Below are 16573 nucleotides of genomic sequence, written 5' to 3' on the forward strand. Positions count from 1 at the left end.
GTAACGGCAACAAGAATGCGGGGGTGACGTCCCCGGGCCTTCCGGAGGAGTGTCCGTATTTCGGGGTGGGCCGCGCGGGTACGCACGCGCGCCGGTCCCTGCTCAAAGGGCCGAGGAGGGCCGGGTGACGACCTATGACGATCGAGCGAGCCTTACGGATCTGACCACGACGGCGGAGCGGGTGCGCAGGTCGGTGGAGAGTGTGATCGAGGGCAAGCCCGAGGTCGTACGGCTTTCGCTGACCGTGCTGCTCGCGGAGGGGCACCTCCTCATCGAGGACGTCCCCGGCGTCGGCAAGACCATGCTGGCCAAGGCGCTGGCACGGTCCATCGACTGCTCGGTGCGCCGCATCCAGTTCACTCCGGACCTGCTGCCCTCGGACATCACCGGCGTGTCCATCTTCGACCAGCAGCGGCGCGACTTCGAGTTCAAGCCGGGCGCGATCTTCGCCCAGATCGTGATCGGCGACGAGATCAACCGCGCGTCGCCGAAGACGCAGTCGGCGCTGCTGGAGTCGATGGAGGAGCGCCAGGTCACCATCGACGGCCGGACCTACGAGCTGCCCGACCCGTTCATGGTGGTGGCCACGCAGAACCCGGTGGAGATGGAGGGCACCTATCCGCTGCCCGAGGCCCAGCGCGACCGGTTCATGGCCCGGGTCTCCATCGGCTACCCGAGCCCGGACGCCGAGTTGCAGATGCTCGACGTGCACGGCGGTGTGTCGCCGCTGGACGACCTCCAGCCCGTGGCGCACGCCCACGACATCGTGAAGCTGATCGACGCGGTCCGCACGGTCCACGTCGCCGACGCCGTCCGCCGCTACGCGGTGGAGCTCGTCGGGGCCACCCGCGGCCACCCCGACCTCAGACTCGGCGCCTCCCCCCGCGCGACGCTGCACCTGCTGCGCGCCGCGAAAGCCTCGGCCGCCCTCAGCGGACGCGACTACGCCCTGCCTGACGACGTCCAGTCGCTCGCCGCGCCCGTGCTCGCCCACCGCCTGCTGCCCACCGCGCAGGCCCAGCTGAACCGCCGCACCGCGGAGCAGGTGGTGCTGGAGATCATCCAGCGCGTCCCGGTCCCGACGACCGCCGGCGACGCGGCGACCGCCGCGCCGGGCGTCCACGAGCAGGGCCGTCCGCCGTACGGCCGGCAGCAGCCCGGCGCACGGCGGCTGTGATGTCCGCCGGCGGGCCCGGCACCGTCGAGGACGCCGGCAGGAGGGGCGGCCTGCGCTCCGCGCTGGGCGGCCTCACCACCCGGGGGCGCTCGTTCCTCGCCGCCGGACTGGCCGCCGCGGGCTGCGCCTACGTCCTCGGCCAGGCCGACCTGCTGCGGGTCGGCCTGCTGCTGGCGGTGCTGCCGCTCATCTGCGTGGCCGTGCTCTGGCGCACCCACCACCGGGTGACGGGCACCCGCCGGCTCGCGCCCTCCCGGGTGCCCGCCGGCTCGGAGGCGCGCGTGCACCTGCGCATCGACAACGTCTCGCGGCTCGCGACCGGTCTGCTGATGCTCCAGGACCGGGTGCCGTACGTGCTGGGGCCGCGGCCCCGGTTCGTGCTGGACCGGGTGGAGCCGGGCGGACGCCGCGAGGTGTCCTACCGCGTCCGCTCGGACCTGCGGGGCCGCTATCCGCTCGGGCCGCTGCAACTGCGGCTCGGCGACCCGTTCGGCATGTGCGAACTGACCCGATCCTTCAGCGCGTACGACACCCTCGTCGTCATCCCGCGCACGGCGCCCCTGCCGCCCCTGCGGCTGGCGGGCGAGGCGTCCGGATACGGCGACGGCCGCGGGCGGTCGCTCGCCTTCGCCGGCGAGGACGACGTCATTCCGCGCGGCTACCGGCACGGCGACGACCTGCGCCGGGTTCACTGGCGCTCGACCGCACGCCACGGCGAGCTGATGGTGCGCCGCGAGGAGCAGCCCCAGCGGGCCAGGTGCACGGTGCTGCTGGACACCCGGCGGATCGCCTTCGAGGGCGCCGGGCCCGACTCGGCGTTCGAATGGGCGGTGTCGGCCGCCGCCTCGGCGCTCGTGCACATGCTGGAGCGCGGCTTCGCCGTCCGGCTGCTGACGGACGACGGGAGCACGGTGCCCGGCGAGGGGTCCGACGGATTCGCGGGGTCGACGCAGGAGTCCGCGGACGCGGCCGGTCTCCTGCTCGACACCCTGGCGGTGGTCGGCCACTCCGACGGCGGCGGGCTGGAGCGCGCCCACGCGGTGCTGCGCGGCGGCGAGGAGGGGCTGCTGATCGCCCTCTTCGGAGATCTCGCCGAGGAGGAGGTCGCGGTCGCGGCCCGGATGCGGCAACGCAGCCGCGCGGCGGTCGCCTTCGTCCTGGAGAGCGCCCACTGGGTCGCCGCCGGGGAGCCGGCGGCTCCGCCCGCCGCCGAGCTGCTGCGGCGGTTGCGCGAGGCGGGCTGGATCGTGGTGTCCGTGCCCCAGGGCGCCGAACTGCCCGCGCTGTGGCGGCAGGCGGGCCGGCTGCACGCCGAGGCGCCGTCCGCCGCGGGCGGCGGCACGACGGATTTCCCGGGGGGATGGTCATGAGCGGGCGGACCCGGCTGGCGCTGGGCGGCGGCGCGGCGACGCTGCTGGCGGGCGGAGCGCTGCTGCCACTGGTCGAGGGGGCGGGCTGGTTCGTCCAGGCGGCGCTGCTGCTGGCGGTCCAGAGCGGGGTGGGCGCGCTCGCGCGCCGGTTGTCGGCGGCCCGGTCCCTGACCATCGCCTGCCAGGCCCTGGTGACGCTGGGGCTCCTGACGCTCCTGTTCGCCCGGGATGACGCCCTGCTCGGGCTCGTTCCCGGCCCGCAGGCCCTGATGCGGCTCGGCGAGCTGCTGGTGGCCGGCGGCGAGGACGTCGGCACGTACTCCATCCCGGCCCCGGCGACGGACGGCATCCGGCTGCTGGTGGTCGGCGGGATGGTGCTGATCGGTCTCGCGGTGGACGCGCTCGCGGTGACCTTCCGCAGCGCGGCCCCGGCCGGTCTGCCGCTGCTCGCGCTGTACTCGGTCGCGGCCGGTCTCACCGACGGCGGCGCGGCCTGGCCGTTCTTCGTGCTGGCCGCCGCCGGCTATCTGCTGCTCCTGCTGGCCGAGGGCCGCGACCGGCTCTCCCAGTGGGGCCGGGTCTTCGGCGGCGGCTCGTCCCGCTTCCCCGGCAGGGCGAACGGACCTGCGGGCGGGGGCACTTCGCCGCCCCTGCGGACCGGGCGGCGCATCGGCGCGGTCGCCCTGGGCCTGGCGCTGGTGGCGCCGGCGGCGCTGCCCGCCCTGGACGGCGGCCTGCTCGCCGACAGGGGCCCGGGGAACGGCAAGGGCAGCGGCGGAGGCACCATCTCGGCGGTGAACCCGCTGGTCTCCTTGCAGAACAACCTGAACCAGCCGGAGGACCGCGAGGTCCTGACGTACCGCACCAACGCCGAGGATCCGCAGGGCCTGTATCTGCGGATCCTGGCCCTGGACGAGTTCAACGGCAGCGAGTGGCGCTCCTCCACGCGCCGTCTGACGGACGTGCCCGACCGCCTCCCGCAGCCCACCGGACTGGGCCGGGACGTCGCCGTCACGGAGATCCGGACGAACTTCTCCGCCTCGCCGTCCTACCGGCAGACCTATCTGCCGCTCCCCTACCCGGCGACCGAGGTCGGCGTCGACGGCCGCTGGCGGTACGAGCCGGAGGGCCGCACGCTCGTCGGAGACGAGGGGCAGACCACGCGCGGCGCTCAGTACGAGGTCGGCAGTCTGATCGTCGAGCCGACGGCGGCGCAGCTCGCGGCGGCCGGACCGCCGCCGCAGGACGTGGTGAACGAGTACACCCGGGTCCCGGACTCGCTGCCGAGGGTGGTCGCGGAGACGGCTCGATCGGTCACACAGGGCGCGGCGAACGCCTACGAGCAGGCCGTGAGGCTCCAGGACTGGTTCGCCGTGCAGGGCGGCTTCCGGTACGACACCTCGGTCGCCTCGGGCACCGGCTCGTCGGCCATCGCCCGGTTCCTGCGGGACAAGGAGGGCTTCTGCGTCCACTTCTCGTTCACGATGGCGGCGATGGCGCGGACGCTCGGCATCCCGGCCCGGGTGGCGGTGGGCTTCGCCCCGGGCACCCTCAAGGCGGACGGTTCGACCTCGGTCGGGCTGCGCGACGCGCACGCCTGGCCCGAGCTGTACTTCGAGGGGGCGGGGTGGACCCGCTTCGAGCCCACCCCGAGCCGGGGCAGCGCTCCCTCGTACACGGTGCCGGAGACCCCCAGCGGCAGCGCGAGCGATCCCGCGCAGCCCTCGGAGGACCCCTCGGCCGAGCCGTCGAGCACGCCGTCCACCGTCGAGAGCTGCCCGCCGCAGGGCGGCCGGGGCCAGTGCGGCGCTTCGGCCGCGCCCGGTGCGTCGGCGCCGTCCGGCCCGGGGTCATCCCTCGGCTCGGTGCTGATGGCGGTCCTCGTGGCGGCCCTGGTGCCGGCGGTCCCGCTGCTGCCGCTGCTCCTGCGGATCCGGATACGGAACCGCCGGCTCGGCTCCTTCGGGCGCACGCCCGCGGACGCGGCGGCCCGGACGCTCGCGGCCTGGCGGGAGATCACCGATTCGGCCTGGGACCACGGCATCGCGCCCGACGGGTCCCTGACCCCGCGGAAGGCGGCGGCCCGCATCGTCCGAGCGGGCGGGCTGGACGTCGCCGCGGCCGAGGCGGTCCACCGGATCGCCGGCTCGGTCGAGCAGGTGCTGTACGCCCCCGAGCCGCGCCCGGCGCCGGGGCAGACGCAGGACGTCCTGGCGGTCCGGGCGGGCCTGTGGGCATCGGCCCGGCGGGGCGCGCGACTGCGCGCGACGCTGCTGCCTCGATCGGCCATTCGAGTGATGTGGGGCGTCTCGGACCGCTGGACGTCGCTCCGGGAACGGTGGGCGGCCCGTCCGGGGCGCGGTGCGTGGGCGGCCCGGCTGCGCCGCGTCACACGGCGGCACGGCTGAGGAGCGTCGGGAGGCACAGCGGTGAGGGGCGGTCGCAATAATGCGACCGCCCCTCACCCATCAGGGTCATGCGTCAAACCATCAACACGGCCCCGGGACTGGCCCGGAGCCGGAACGTTCTACTGGCCCTGCTCGTCGCGGCGGCGCTGCCACCGCTGTTCGATGCGGTTCATCATCGACCGGCGTTGTCTGGGGCGGTGGCGTGCGCTGTCGCCGCCACCCGCGGCGGCCGGCTGCTGTTCACCCGGCTTGGGCGCTTTGCGCCATCCGGTGACCGCGAGCACGGCGCAGCCGAGCATGACGAGGAACCCCACCACGCTGATCCAGATCTGCTGGGCGACCATTCCGGCCATGAGGAGCGCGATACCCACCAGGAAGCCTGCGACCGCCTGGTAGACCCTTCGTCGGGTGTACGTACGCAGTCCACTTCCCTCGAGCGCTGTCGCGAACTTGGGATCTTCGGCGTACAGCGCTCGCTCCATCTGCTCGAGCATGCGCTGCTCGTGCTCCGAGAGCGGCACGGAGTCCTCCTCGTCGTCGGCCGCGGGGGCGACCGGTATGCGGCCCTTCCAGGATAGGCAGGGATTCGCCCCCGTGAAACCCGCCCTCTAGCGTTCAGCCAGTCCGGACCGCTATGTCGGCTCGGCTGCTGAGGCGTAGATGCCCCGCCGTCCGATCCGTCATGCCGGATGGTGTCACCCGATCATACGGGGCGCGCGCGCCGTACGGAGGTCCTGAGCCCTACTCCGTCCGCAGCTGCGTCGCTGATCAGCACCGCTCCCGGTCCGCCGGAGGGGGCGGCGCGCGGCCGGCTCAGGCGCGCTTCTCGCCCAGGACGTGCAGCTGGGTCGCGACGGCGTGGAAGGCGGGCAGCTCGGCGACGGCCGCCTCCAGCTTGAGGAGGGCGTCCACGGCACCCGGTTCGGTGTCCACCAGGACCCCGGGGACGAGGTCGGCGAAGACCCGCACGCCGTGCACGGCGTGGGTCTCAAGGCCGGTGCCGGAGACCAGGTCCGAGAGCTGTCCGGCGGTGAACCGGCGGGGCACCGGGTCGCCCTCGCCCCAGCGGCCCGCGGGGTCGTCGAGGGCGTGGCGGGCCTCGGTGAAGTGGCCGGCCAGCGCGCGGGCCAGGACCGCTCCGCCCACCCCGGCGGCCAGCAGGCTGAGGACGCCGGAGGGGCGCAGGGCCTCGACCGCGTTGCGCACGCCCTCGGCGGGCTCGTCGACGTACTCCAGGACGCCGTGGCAGAGCACGGCGTCGAACCCGCCGCGCTCCACGACGTCGAAGAGCCCGAGGATGTCGCCCTGGACTCCGCGGACGCGGTCGGCGACCCCGGCCTCGGCGGCTCGGCGCTCCAGGGCGAAGAGCGCGTTGGGGCTGGGGTCGACGACCGTGACGCGGTGGCCGAGGCGGGCGGCGGGCACCGCGAAGTTGCCGGTGCCGCCGCCGGTGTCCAGGACGTCCAGGGCCTCCCGGCCGGCCGCCTCGGCCTGACGGTCCAGAGCGTCCTTGAGGACCTCCCAGACCACGGCGGTACGGAGGGAGGCGCGGGGGCGCGGCTGGTCCGACACGGCAGTTGACTCCTCGGCACGGTGCCGCCTGGGACGGCGGAGCGTGGACAGTGCGGGTGGTGATGCGGTAGGTGATGCGGGCGTGCACCACCGGGCGAGCGTGCACCACCCTATTGCCTCGCGCCGCCGCGCAGGCCATCCGGCACCGGGCCGCCCGCGCGCAGGTCACCCGCCGCCGGGCCGCTCGGGCCTCGGTCGCGGCAGGACCGGCTGGAGCACCAGCAGGCGCTCGACCAGGCGCAGGAACCCGGAGGCGTCGCGCAGCACGTCGTCGGCGTCCCGGGCGTCCGCGGCTCCGGGCATGCCCGCCTCGGCGCGGGCCCGGCGTTCCGCCCCGGCGGCGAAGAGCGCGCTCCACTCGGCGAGCTCGGGAGCCACTTCCGGAAGGACCTCCCAGGCGCTCCGGATGGGCTCGCGGCGGCGCCTGTTCGCCTCGGGCCGGTCCCGGGCGGCCAGCACGGCCGCCGCGGCGCGCAGGGCGGCGAGGTGCGCGGTGGCGTACCGCTCGTTCGGCTCGTGGAGCAGGGCGGCCTCGTCCAGGCCCGCGCGGGCCTTGGCGAGGAGGTCGAGGGCGGCGGGCGGCGCCGCGGTGCGGCGCGGGACGGGGTGGACATCGCTAGCCGGACCGGTCAGTGAGGGGGCAGGGCTGCCTGCGCGGCGCCGCGGGGCGGCGGCTGCGGCTGCGGACGAGCTGGCCATGACGAACCTCCTGTCGTCGTGTGACGGCTCCGTGGCCGTCTGTGTCCATGGTGGCGGCTCCCACTGACAATCACCCCGAACGCATCCCTGACCTGCCGTTTTGCTTCGAGCGCGAGTTCGGGCTAACTTTTTGAACTGACCGGTCAGTTCAATGAGTTCACCAGGACCGTCCGGAAGCGTCACGACACGACCAGGGGAGGGTCTGTGGAGAGTCCGCAGGGCGCGGCTGTCCGCGCCGAGGACTTCGGGCTGAAGGGATCGCGCGGCTGGGCCTTCCGCCATGTGGGGTTCACCGCCGATCCGGGGTCGCTCGTCGCGATCGAGGGGCCTTCCGGCTCCGGCCGCACCTGTCTTCTGCTCGCTCTGACCGGTCGCATGCGCGCCACCGAGGGCGGCGCCGAGACCGCCGGGCTGGAACTGCCGGCCAAGGCCGCCGCCGTCCGCGCGATCGCCGCACTGGGCCCGGTGCCCGGCGTCAGCGAGCTGGACCCGGCCTTCACCGTCGGCGAGCACCTGCGCGAACGCGCCCTGCTCCAGGGCCGTTACGGCGCTCCGCTGCGCTCGCTGCTGCGTCCGCGCGCCGAACGCCGGGCCGCCGCGCGGGCGCGGATCGACCGGGCCCTGGACGCGGCCGGGCTCGACCCCGCCGCCCTGCCCAAGGCCGAGCGCACCTCGGTGCGCGATCTGGAACGGCTCGAAGCCCTGCGGCTGTCGGTCGCGCTGGCGCTGATCGGCGAACCGCGGCTGCTCGCCCTCGACGACACCGATCTCAAGCTCTCCGACGCCGAACGCGGCGAGGTCTGGGCGCTGCTGCGCTCCCTCGCCGACGCCGGGACGACCGTGCTCGCCGTGTGCAGCGAGGCTCCCGCCGGCGCCCATGCCGTACGTACCGCACCGACCACGGACGAGGAGAAGGCCGATGCGTTCGCCGAAACTGGCCGCGCTTGAGCTGAAGCGGTTCGGCAGGGGGAAGCTGCCGGCCGCCGCGCTGGTGGCCCTGCTACTCCTGCCGCTGCTCTACGGCGCGCTGTACCTGTATTCCTTCTGGGACCCGTACGGGCGGCTGGACAAGCTCCCCGTCGCGCTGGTCAACAACGACGAGGGGGCCACCGAGGACGGCGAGCGGGTCGCCGCCGGGGACGACATCACCCGCAAGCTGCTCGAATCCAAGGTCTTCGCCTGGCACGAGGTGGACTCGGCCGAGGCGGACCGGGGCGTCGAGGAGGGCACGTACTACCTCTCGTTGACGGTGCCGTCCGACTTCAGCCGCAAGATCGCCTCCAGCGGCGGGGACTCCCCCGAGACGGGCGCGCTCCAGGTGCGGACGAACGACGCCAACAACTACATCGTCGGGCAGATCTCCCGGACGGTCTTCGCCGAGGTGCGGACCGCCGCGTCCACCAACGCCTCGCGGGGCTTCCTGGACCGCATCTTCATCAACTTCTCCGATCTGCACGACAGGACCGCCGACGCGGCCAGGGGCGCCGACGAGCTCAAGGGCGGCATATCCAAGGCCAAGCAGGGTTCCAAGGACCTCGCGGACGGCCTCAGGGACTCCAAGGCGGGCAGCGAGCGGCTCTCCCAGGGGATCGTCAAGCTGAACCAGGGCGCGGGGGACCTCGCGGCCGGATCGGGCCAGGTCGCCGGCGGCACCCAGCTCCTGGCCGACAGGGTCAACGGCCTCGCCGCCGACGTACGCCCGTTCTTCCAGGACAACGGCAAGGCGATCGGCGACACCGCCCGGCTCGTCGCCGACGCCTCGCAGGCCGTGCGCGACAACCTCGGCCTGCTCGCCGAGAGCGCGCCGACCGCCGCCCTGGCCGCCCGGAAGTCCGCCGACGAACTCACCGCGCTCCACCGCGCCCGGTGCGTCCAGGAGGCCGAACCCGACGCCCGGGTCTGCGGCCCGCTGGAGCGCGCCAAGGCCGCGGCCGTCGACGTCGCCGGGGTCGCCGACGACGTGAACGTCCTGGTGGCCGACCGGAACGGCGACCTCAAGAAGCTGGACGGCCGGCTGGCCGACCTCCAGAAGCAGGCCCGGGCGCTGGCGGAGCGCTCGCCCACCCTGGACTCCGACCTGGAGTCCGCCGTCAGGAAGGTCAACGACCTCAACTCCGGTGCGCACAAGGTCGCCCGGGGGGCCGAAGTCCTGCGCACCGGGCTCGGCAGCGCCCGGACCGGCTCGGCCGACCTCGACACCGGGGTCGGCAAGCTGAAGACGGGCGCCGAGAACCTGGACGGCGGGCTGTTCCGCCTCGGCGACGGCTCGGCGACGCTCGCCCGGGGCCTCAACGACGGCGTGGCGCAGATCCCCGACTACGACCGGAAGGACCGCGACGCCCGTACCGGCGTGATGGCCGACCCCGTGCAGCTCGCCTCCAAGTCCCTGCACGCGGCACCGAACTACGGCACCGGCTTCGCCCCCTACTTCATCCCGCTCTCCCTCTGGGTCGGCGCGATGGTGGCGTACATGCTGATCCAACCGCTGAACCGGCGCGCGCTCTCCGCCGGAGCGTCCGCCTGGCGGATCGCCTTCGCCGGCTGGCTCCCCGTCGCCGCGATCGGCGTCCTCCAGGTGGCCGCGCTGATGTCGGTGCTGCACTGGGGCCTCGGCCTCCGGATGGCGCACGCCGCCGGGACGATCGGCTTCCTCGCCCTGGTGACCTGCTGTTTCGCCGCCATCGTGCAGTGGCTGAACGCCTGCTTCGGCGCGGCCGGAAGAATCCTGGTGCTGGTCGTGCTGATGCTCCAGCTGACCTCGGCGGGCGGGACCTACCCCGTCCAGACGAGCCCCGGGTTCTTCGGGGCGATCCACCCGTACCTCCCGATGACGTACGTCGTCGAGGGGCTGCGCAGGCTGATCACCGGCGGCGGGCTCGGCCCGGTCTGGCTGGGCTGCGCGGTGCTGGCCGCGTTCACGGCGGGCGCACTCGCCCTGACCGCGCTCACCGCGCGCCGCAAGCAGATGTGGAGCCTCAGCCGGCTGCACCCGGAGCTGAGCCTGTGAGCGGGAGCGGACCTGTGAGAATCGGCCTCATGGAAAGCAGTGGCACCACGCGCCGCCAGGCCACCCGGCAGAAGCTCTACGAGGCGGCGGTCACCCTCATCGCCGAGAAGGGCTTCTCGGCCACCACCGTCGACGAGATCGCCGAGCGGGCCGGGGTCGCCAAGGGCACGGTCTACTACAACTTCAAGAGCAAGACCGAGCTGTTCGAGGAGTTGCTGCGGCACGGCGTCGGCCTGCTCACCGCCTCGCTGCGGGCCGCCGCCGAGGAGACCGACGACCGCGAGGGCACCCGGGTCGAGGCGCTGGACGCGATGATCCGGGCCGGGCTCGTCTTCATCGACCGCTATCCGGCCTTCACCCAGCTGTACGTGGCCGAGCTCTGGCGCACCAACCGCGCCTGGCAGTCCACGCTGCTGGTGGTGCGGCAGGAGGCGGTCGCCGTCGTCGAGGAGGTGCTGCGCGACGCGGTGGACGGCGGTGAGCTGAGCGAGGAGATCGACATCCCGCTGACGGCCGCCGCGCTGGTCGGCATGGTGCTGGTGGCGGCCCTGGACTGGCAGGCGTTCCAGCCGGAGCGCTCGATCGACGAGGTCCACTCGGCGCTGTCGCTGCTGCTGCACGGGCGGGTCAGCGGGCGCTGAGCCCGCGGCGTCCCCGATCGACGGGACGCCGGTCCGGCCGAGTCCCTTCCCCCGTGGACTCCGCCGGACCGGCGTCCTCCGTGCCCGGCGGCGGCCCGTTCCGTTCCCCCGACCGCGTGCGTCCCCCGTGGTCCCCGGGCCGCCCGTCGCGCACCCCCGTCGCGGAGGAGGTGCCCGCACGCCGTTCCGCCGCCCCGTGCCGGCGGTCCCCGTGCGGTCCCTCCTCCGTGTCCACCACTGTGCCGTCCGCGCGGGCGGCGGCCCATCCGCGCGCCTACTCATCCCGGCCCCTGAGTACGGGTACTCAGGACCGCGCACCGGCCTCGCGCACGGCCGGTCGGCGGTGGTCGATAAGGTCACCGGCATGGCACGAATTGCGGTGGTCGGCGCCGGGACGGGCGCGATGGCGGCGGCGGCCCGGCTCGCCGTGGCGGGCGACAGGGTGACGGTGTACGAGCGGTCGGCGACCTACGGCGGCTCCGTCGGCCGCCATGAGCACGAGGGCTTCGTCTTCGACACCGGCCCCGGGCTGCTGCACCTGCCCGCCGTGCAGCGCGACCTCTTCGTGAAGACCGGCAAGGAGCCGCTGGAGCGGTGCGTCACGCTGGCCCAGGTCGACCCGGCGATCCGGCACGTCTTCGCGGACGGCACGGCGGTCTCCCTGCCCAACGCCTCGCGTGCCGGGGTGGCGTCGGCCCTGGACGCGGCGCTCGGAGCCGGTGCCGGAGAACGGTGGAGCGCGTTCCTGGAGCGGGCCCGCGACGCCTGGGACCGGTCGCGCCGGCCCCTGCTGGAGGAGCCGCTGCGCCCGGACCACCGGGTGCTGGAGCGCGATCCGTATCCGGCGCCGCGCCGGCGCCGCCTGCTGCGCCCGGCCCGGCAGGCGGGCACGGTGGCCGAGGTCGGCGCGTGGGAGCTGACCGATCCGCGGCTCGCGGCCCTGCTCGACGGCTACGCCCTGGCGTACGGCCTCGATCCGCGCGCCGCCCCGGCGGGGGCCGCGCTGCTGCCGTACATGGAGCAGACCTTCGGCAGCTGGTACGTCATGGGCGGCATGCGGGAGCTGGCCCGCGCGGTGTACGAGCGCTGCGTGGCGCGGAGGGTGGAGTTCGTCTTCGGCGCGGACGTCGTCCGGGTCGTCGAGAAGGACGGGCGCGCCGCGGGTGTGGAGCTGGCGGACGGCGCGGTGGCCGAGGCGGACCGGGTGGTCCTGGGCGTACGGCCGCGCGCCGGGCTGGTGCCGGGTCAGCGGGTGTGGCGGGCGGGCGATGTGACGGTGCGGCCGGGGGCCGGGGGCGAGCCGGTGCCGGGGCGGTTCACCGTGCTGCTGTCCCTGCGCGGCGCGCGCGGGCCGGAGGCGGTGCACCGGACCGTGGTGCACCCCGCCGACGCGGCGGCGGAGCAGGAGGCGGTGTTCGGGGGCGGGGTGGCGGCGAAGCCGACGGTGACGGTGCTGCGGCCCGACGATCCCGCGACCCGCCCGGACGAGGCGCACGAGGCGGTGACGCTGACGGCGACCGTGGCCCCGCACGGGCCGGTGGACTGGACGGACCCGGAGCTGCGGCGGCGGTTCGCCGACGCCGTGGTGAGCGCGGGTGCGGCCGTGGTGCCGGGGCTGCGGGAGCGGATCCTGCACACGCGCGTCCGCACGCCGGCGGAGACCGAGGAGGAGACGGGGGCCGCGGGCGGTTCGGTGCCGCCGCCCGCGCTGGCCGGGGCGGGCGGCGCGTATCTGCACCCCGGCAATCGCACCCGGCTGCCGGGGCTCTATCTGGCGGGCGGCTGGTCGCATCCGGGCGGCGGGCTGGCGCACGCGGGGATGTCCGGGACGCTGGTGGCCGGACTCGTGGTGGAGGGCGACGACTTCCGCGGGTCACGCTGACGCCGGGCCGGAGCCTTTCTGGCTCCGGCCGTCGGGTCCGGCCGTCGGTCCGGCCGCCCGGCCGTCGGCGGCGGAAGCGGTCGTCAGTAGCGGTGCCGGTCGTTCTGGCCGGGGTCGTAACCGCTGCCGTCGACGGGGCCGTTGCCGTACGGGGCCGGCTGCTCGGGCGGCATCGGCGGGTACTGCTCGGTGTCGCGCTGGTGCGGGACCCAGACGCCGCCGGGCGGGGTGTCCGTGGCGTAGGCGTCCGGGCCGTACGGGTCCGCGCCGAAGCTCTGGCCGTAGGGGTCGGCGTACGGCTGCCCGCCGCCCTGGCTGTCGTGACCGGAGCCGTAGGCGTCGTAACCGCCGTAGGGCGCGGCCCCGTTGGTGGTACCGATGTACGGGTCGGAGTAGGCGGCGTAGCTCTGCTGGTCCGCGCCGTAGCCGTACGGGCCGGTGTAGGCGTCCTGGGCGGGCTGCTGCTGGTCGTATCCGCTGTAGGGGTCGTACGCGGCGTACTGCGGCTGCGCCGAGGGGTCGGGGGCGCTCTGCCGGTCCTCGCCGCCGGGTCCGGTGGCGTGGGCGGTGTCTCCGTACACGCCGTACTGCCCGGTGTCGTCCGGCATCGGCCGCGTCTCGTAGACGGACGCGTCCGGTGCGGTGGCGGCGGGTCCGTCGGGGCCGGCTCCCGGGTCGGAGACCTCCAGGCCGGAGACCTCCAGCGTGGGCTCCTTGGCGGCCGGGCGTTCGCCGCGGGCGCGACGGCGCCGGCTCTCCTTCGGGCTGCCGCCGATGGCCCAGCCGGTGGAGAAACCGCTGCGGAAGGAGAGCGTCACATAGGTCTGGCCGGTCGCGAACGCGATGGCCCCGACCGTGATGACGGGCACGGAGGGGATGAGCACCCCGAGGACCACGCCGAGGAAGCCGCCGAAGGCCAGAAGCCGCCAGCGCAGTCGCGCCTTGTACTGCAGCAGCACCTCGCCCAGCAGCCACAGCGCCACCAGACCGAATGCGATGTAGAGGACCGTCCAGCCCACGCCCGCCCCCTCCTGCGGCCGTCGCCGCTCAGGTGGCGGTACGGCCGGTCACGACTGCCTGTGCAGTCCGAGATTTTCGTAGATCTCGAGCGTTGCCGTCGAGTTGTTGAGCGTGATGAAGTGCAGTCCGGGCACACCCTCGGACAGCAGCTCCGCGCAGAACTCCGTTGCGAACTCGATGCCAATGGAGCGTACAGCGGCCGGATCGTCCTTGGCGGCGAGGATGCGCTCTTTCAACGACGCGGGCACGGACGCGTTGCTGAGCTGGGCGAATCTTTCCAGTTGCTTCACGCTGGTGAGCGGCATCACTTCGGGGATCACCGGCGTATCGCAACCCGCCGCGACCACGCGGTCACGCATCCGGAGATAGTCCTGCGGCCGGAAGAACATCTGGGTGATCGCGTAATCGGCCCCGGCCCGGCACTTGTCCACGAAATGGCCGATGTCCGTCTCCCAGTCGGTGGACCGCGGGTGCATTTCGGGGAATGCGGCCACGCCGACGCAGAAATCTCCGGATTCCTTGATGAGCCGGACGAGGTCGGCGGCGTACCTGACGCCCTGCGCGTGCTCGACCCACTCGCCCATCGGGTCGCCCGGCGGGTCGCCGCGGACCGCGAGGATGTTGCGGATCCCGGCGTCGGCGTACTGCCCGACCATGTTGCGCAGCTCGGCGATCGAGTGGTTGACCGCGGTGAGATGGGCGACCGGCGTGAGCGTGGTGTCGGCGGCGATCCGCTGGGTCGCCCTGACGGTCCCGGCCCGGGTGGAGCCGCCGGCGCCGTACGTCACCGAGACGAAGCTCGGACGCACCGCCTCGACTCGGCGCAGCGCGTTCCAGAGGTTCCGCTCGCCCTTCTCGGTCTTGGGGGCCCAGAACTCGAAGGAGTACGAGGCCTTGCCGGTAGCGAGCAGGTCACGCACGGTGCGCGCGTGGTCCGTCCTGGTGGAGGGTGTGCCAAGGGCCATAGGGGGAGGTTAACCAGGGCGTGGACAGTCCCCCAACCAGAGCACCATATTTTGTCTTGTTTGGTCAGGTTCCTGTCCACTCCTCGGACACTCCTCGGACACTCCTGGAACAGCGGCCCGTGCCCGCGCCCTCGGACGGCCGAGGTCAGAGCGCGCGGGCGCGGACCCTCCGGGCCAGGTCGGCGGTGGCGGCGGCCGGGTCGTCGGCCTCAGTGATCGCGCGGACGACGACGATCCGGCGGGCTCCCGCGTCCAGCACCTCGTCGAGGTTGCCCGCGTCGATCCCGCCGATCGCGAACCAGGGGCGCGGCTGGTCCAGGGAGGCGGCGTGGCGCACCAGGCCGAGGCCGGGGGCGTGGCGTCCGGGCTTGGTGGGCGTGGGCCAGCAGGGGCCGGTGCAGAAGTAGTCGACGCCGGGCTGGGCGACGGCGGCGTCGACCTCCGACTCGGCGTGCGTGGAGCGCCCGATCAGCCGGTCCGGGCCGATGATCGCGCGGGCGGCGGGCACCGGGAGGTCGCCCTGGCCCAGGTGCAGGACGTCGGCTCCGGCGGCGTGGGCGACGTCGGCGCGGTCGTTCACCGCGAGGAGCCGGCCGTGCCGGCGGCAGGCGTCGGCGAACACCGCCAGGTGCTCCAGCTCCTCGGCGGCCTCCAGGCCCTTGTCGCGGAGCTGGATGACGTCCACACCGGCTCCGAGCACGGCGTCCAGGAAGGCGGGTAGGTCGCCCTGGCGGCGACGGGCGTCCGCGCACAGGTAGAGCCGGGCATCGGACAGCTGCTCGCGAGGCGTGGACAAGGTGAGGCTCCCCCGTGGTCGTGGCGGGGTACGGGCCGTGCTGCACGGCCCGTACCCCGCGTCCGGTCGTCCGGTCAGACGGCGAGCGCCTGGGCGCGGCGCTTCACCTCCGTACCGCGATTCTCGCTCAGCGCCTGCGCGGGGGTGCCGGGCAGGGTCGGGTCGGGGGTGAAGAGCCACTCCAGCATCTCTTCGTCGGAGTAGCCGTCGTCCCTCAGGAGGGTCAGGGTCCCGGAGAGGCCCTTGACCACCTTGGTGCCGTCGATGAAGGCGGCGGGCACCTGGAGCGTCCGGTTCTCACCACGGCGTACGGCGATGAGCTGGCCCTCCTTGACCAGCTGCCGTACGCGCGTCACCTCGACATCGAGCATTTCCGCGATGTCGGGAAGGTGGAGCCAGCCGGGGACGAGAGCATCGGTCTTTGCGTCAATCTCGGTCACGAGGACAAGCGTGCCATCCGGGACTGACAGCCGGTAGCCGGGCCGACCGTACGGGGGTCGGCCCGGGCCGTCACAGGGCCGCGGACTTCAGCGGCACGGCGGGGTCCGCGACCCGGCCGGCGTCGAGCGCCGCGCCCGACTCGATGAGCCGGCGGCCCTGCGCGAGGTCGCGCGGGCGGCCCACGGCGAGCACGGCGACCAGGGCGTCGTCGCGCAGCCAGCACACCGACCAGGCGGCGTCGGCCCCGTCGCCGCGCCACAGCAGGGTGTCGGCGTGCGCGTGGTGGCCGGCGTACTGCACGAAGCGGCCGAACTGCTCGGACCAGAAGTAGGGAACGGGGTCGTAGACGGGCGGCGGCGCGCCGTCCTCGGCGGCCGTGATCGCGGCGGCCACGGTACGCGGGCCCTGGAGGGCGTTGTCCCAGTGGTGGACCAGCAGGCGCTCGCCGTAGCGGGCGGAGGGGAAGGAGGCGCAGTCGCCGACCGCGTACACGTCGGGCAGCGAGGTGCGCAGGGCGCTGTCGGCGGTGATCGAGCCGTCCGGGCCGAGACCGACGCCGGTGCCGGCGAGCCAGCCGGTGGCGGGCCTGGCGCCG

15 protein-coding genes are annotated in these 16573 nt (G+C 74.3%); 7 read left to right on the forward strand and 8 right to left on the reverse strand.

The genetic code is table 11. From position 1 onward, the window contains the following. Positions 1-124: 124 nt before the first annotated feature. Genes EES43_RS06455 through EES43_RS06465 form a run of 3 tightly spaced genes read left to right on the forward strand, consistent with a single transcriptional unit; the run spans position 125 to position 4955 of the window. Positions 125-1177, forward strand: a complete 1053-nt coding sequence (locus EES43_RS06455) for an AAA family ATPase (RefSeq protein WP_124267814.1) — start codon at positions 125-127, stop codon at positions 1175-1177. Beyond that, on the forward strand, positions 1177-2547 hold the full coding sequence (locus EES43_RS06460; protein WP_124267815.1) for a DUF58 domain-containing protein: 1371 nt from the start codon (positions 1177-1179) through the stop codon (positions 2545-2547). The genes EES43_RS06455 and EES43_RS06460 overlap by 1 nt, the downstream gene beginning before the upstream one ends. After that, a complete protein-coding gene (locus EES43_RS06465; RefSeq protein WP_124267816.1) occupies positions 2544-4955 on the forward strand; it encodes a transglutaminase TgpA family protein in 2412 nt (803 codons plus the stop codon). The genes EES43_RS06460 and EES43_RS06465 overlap by 4 nt, the downstream gene beginning before the upstream one ends. 119 nt (positions 4956-5074) lie before the next feature. Here the strand turns inward: EES43_RS06465 and EES43_RS06470 are convergent, their stop codons facing one another. The 3 genes from EES43_RS06470 to EES43_RS06480 all read right to left on the reverse strand — a co-directional run bounded on the left by EES43_RS06470 (position 5075) and on the right by EES43_RS06480 (position 7226). After that, positions 5075-5476, reverse strand: coding sequence for a DUF3040 domain-containing protein (locus tag EES43_RS06470; RefSeq protein WP_124267817.1), 402 nt, complete (start codon positions 5474-5476; stop codon positions 5075-5077). 292 nt (positions 5477-5768) lie between these two features. After that, positions 5769-6527 carry a class I SAM-dependent methyltransferase gene (locus EES43_RS06475; protein WP_124267818.1) on the reverse strand — a complete coding sequence of 253 codons (759 nt, stop codon included), beginning with the start codon at positions 6525-6527 and terminating at the stop codon, positions 5769-5771. 165 nt (positions 6528-6692) lie between these two features. Next, positions 6693-7226: an SAV_6107 family HEPN domain-containing protein gene (locus tag EES43_RS06480; RefSeq protein ID WP_124267819.1), complete on the reverse strand. Its 534-nt coding sequence runs from the start codon at positions 7224-7226 to the stop codon at positions 6693-6695. A gap of 204 nt (positions 7227-7430) precedes the next feature. Here EES43_RS06480 and EES43_RS06485 point away from each other — a divergent pair, with 204 nt between their 5' ends. The 4 genes from EES43_RS06485 (at position 7431) to EES43_RS06500 (ending at position 12756) form a co-directional block, all read left to right on the forward strand. Then, complete coding sequence (locus EES43_RS06485; protein ID WP_124267820.1) at positions 7431-8174, forward strand: ATP-binding cassette domain-containing protein; 744 nt, start codon at positions 7431-7433, stop codon at positions 8172-8174. After that, positions 8146-10233 (forward strand): YhgE/Pip domain-containing protein, encoded by a 2088-nt coding sequence (locus EES43_RS06490; protein ID WP_124267821.1) that lies wholly within the window; start codon positions 8146-8148, stop codon positions 10231-10233. Before EES43_RS06485 ends, EES43_RS06490 begins: the two co-directional genes overlap by 29 nt. A gap of 29 nt (positions 10234-10262) precedes the next feature. Next, positions 10263-10874, forward strand: a complete 612-nt coding sequence (locus EES43_RS06495; protein ID WP_124267822.1) for a TetR/AcrR family transcriptional regulator — start codon at positions 10263-10265, stop codon at positions 10872-10874. A 364-nt stretch (positions 10875-11238) separates the two neighbouring features. Next, positions 11239-12756 carry a phytoene desaturase family protein gene (locus EES43_RS06500; protein WP_206429998.1) on the forward strand — a complete coding sequence of 506 codons (1518 nt, stop codon included), beginning with the start codon at positions 11239-11241 and terminating at the stop codon, positions 12754-12756. Positions 12757-12839: 83 nt separating this feature from the next. On the opposite strand, the gene EES43_RS06505 is transcribed toward EES43_RS06500, so the two are convergent. The 5 genes from EES43_RS06505 to EES43_RS31160 form a co-directional block, all read right to left on the reverse strand. Then, positions 12840-13775, reverse strand: coding sequence for a chromosomal replication initiator protein DnaA (locus tag EES43_RS06505; protein WP_124267823.1), 936 nt, complete (start codon positions 13773-13775; stop codon positions 12840-12842). Positions 13776-13823: 48 nt separating this feature from the next. Further along, positions 13824-14741 carry a methylenetetrahydrofolate reductase [NAD(P)H] gene (gene metF / locus EES43_RS06510; protein WP_124267824.1) on the reverse strand — a complete coding sequence of 306 codons (918 nt, stop codon included), beginning with the start codon at positions 14739-14741 and terminating at the stop codon, positions 13824-13826. Between the two features lie 145 nt (positions 14742-14886). Continuing rightward, positions 14887-15537 carry a thiamine phosphate synthase gene (gene thiE, locus EES43_RS06515; protein ID WP_124267825.1) on the reverse strand — a complete coding sequence of 217 codons (651 nt, stop codon included), beginning with the start codon at positions 15535-15537 and terminating at the stop codon, positions 14887-14889. Positions 15538-15611: 74 nt separating this feature from the next. Next, positions 15612-15977, reverse strand: a complete 366-nt coding sequence (locus EES43_RS06520) for an Rv2175c family DNA-binding protein (protein ID WP_124267826.1) — start codon at positions 15975-15977, stop codon at positions 15612-15614. Between the two features lie 70 nt (positions 15978-16047). Further along, a partial coding sequence (locus tag EES43_RS31160) for an oxidoreductase C-terminal domain-containing protein (protein WP_241192331.1) occupies positions 16048-16573 on the reverse strand: 526 nt, incomplete at its 5' end.

It is taken from the genome of Streptomyces sp. ADI96-02, assembly GCF_003846185.1.
Taxonomy (GTDB): Bacteria; Actinomycetota; Actinomycetes; order Streptomycetales; family Streptomycetaceae; genus Streptomyces.